Origin of the sequence: Vibrio sp. 10N.261.52.A1 (assembly GCF_002876325.1) — a bacterium.
Classification (GTDB): Bacteria; Pseudomonadota; Gammaproteobacteria; order Enterobacterales; family Vibrionaceae; genus Vibrio; species Vibrio chagasii.
Genome location: NZ_MCYD01000986.1, coordinates 1 through 1,632, shown reverse-complemented (window position 1 = coordinate 1,632; position 1,632 = coordinate 1). Strand labels below are relative to the sequence as shown.

Sequence of the window (1,632 nt, the reverse complement as noted above, 5' to 3'; positions counted from 1 at the left end):
GCTGACCAAGAACAGCAGTTTAAAGAGCTGAGCAACACGCTGCGTTGTCCTAAATGTCAGAACAACACGATTGGTGACTCGAATGCTGAATTAGCGGTCGACTTGCGTCAAAAAGTGTACGAGATGACAAAAGATGGTAAGTCGAAGCAAGACATCATCGATTACATGATTGCTCGTTACGGTAACTTCGTGACTTACAATCCGCCACTAACACTTGCGACGTCTATCCTTTGGATTGGTCCATTTGCAGTGGTTGTGTTTGGATTTGGCTTGATCATTTTACGAAGCAGAAAGTCAAAATCACAAGCGGCAACAGAGTCAGATAAAGACTGGAATGCAGATAAAGAAGCACGTTTAAAAGCGTTACTCGACGAAGAGAACGACGGAGATAAACAGTAATGACTCTATTTTGGGTTTCGACCATTATTCTTTCGCTAGCGGCAATCTTGATGATTGTTCTGCCTTTTATCAATAAAAAGGCAAACAACGATGATGTGCTTCGCGATGAATTGAACAAAGCATTCTACAAAGATCGCCTTGATGAGTTAGAAGTAGAAGCAGAAGAAGGTCTTGTTGATAACCAACAGGAGCTGATCGCTGATTTGAAACAATCTCTGCTTGATGATGTTCCTGCTAAGCAAGAGATGAAAAAGACTCATATCTCGACGCTTGGCGTGGTTGTTCCGTCAATCATTTTGGTTGTTGCAGTTACCTACGGTATGTACTTTAAGTTTGGTGCGCTAGACAAGGTTCAACATTGGCAAGAGGTCAGCAATAACCTTCCTGAGCTATCCAAAAAGCTAATGTCATCAGAAGGTGGTACGCTAACTGATGATGAACTTGAAGATTTGACACTAGCACTACGTACTCGCTTGCATTACCAACCAAAAGATTCAACGGGTTGGTTGCTACTAGGTCGTATCGCGCTGGCTAACCGTGATGCACAAACTGCGATTGATGCGATGGAGCGTGCTTATAAGCTAGAGCCTAAGGACGAAGACGTTCAACTTGGTTTTGCACAAGCACTGATGTTGTCTCCAGATGAGGCAGAGCAAAACCAAGCTCGCTTGCTTCTAAGTCGTTTGGTTCAAAACGATTACGTTGATCTTCGTGTGTTCTCGCTACTCGCATTCGATGCATTTGAGCGTCAAGATTACCCAGGTGCGGTTAAGTACTGGAGCATCATGCAGCAGATGATCGGTCCACAAGACAGTCGTTACGAAATGCTTTCTCGCAGCATCGAAAGTGCTCAGAAGAAAATGGGTGACGCGATGGGTGTTGATCAAGGCAAGAGTGTTGCAGTAACACTTGATCTGTCTGCTGATGTGAACGCGGATCTTAACTCAGTGCTAGTTGTCTCTGTACACCGAGCGGATGGTTCGCCAATGCCTATCGCTGCAGCTCGTTACCCGTTAGGTTCTTTCCCTCGCACGGTTGTACTGGATGATGGTAACAGCATGATGCAAGGTCAAAAGCTGTCTAGTCTTGAAACTCTGATGGTTAGAGCTAGGCTTGATACAGATGGTAACGTTTCAACTCGCGATGGTGATTGGTACGGTGAGAGTGAAGTGGTTGAATTGGGTGAACCTGTGACCATTAATATCAATAAGCAATATTAATCATCATTTTGCA

Annotated in this window: 2 protein-coding genes; both read left to right on the top strand. The window is 44.4% G+C overall.

From position 1 onward, the window contains the following. On the top strand, window positions 1–399 hold a 399-nt coding region (locus tag BCT81_RS21410), incomplete at its 5' end, for a cytochrome c-type biogenesis protein (RefSeq protein WP_102425763.1). Continuing rightward, a complete protein-coding gene (gene ccmI / locus BCT81_RS21405; protein WP_102425762.1) occupies window positions 399–1,619 on the top strand; it encodes a c-type cytochrome biogenesis protein CcmI in 1,221 nt (406 codons plus the stop codon). The genes BCT81_RS21410 and ccmI, both read left to right, overlap by 1 nt. Window positions 1,620–1,632 lie beyond the last annotated feature (13 nt).

Excerpts from the sequence above, each read along its gene's own strand:
- ccmI (WP_102425762.1), top strand. The coding sequence starts at position 399 with ATGACTCTATTTTGGGTTTCGACCATTATTCTTTCGCTAGCGGCAATC.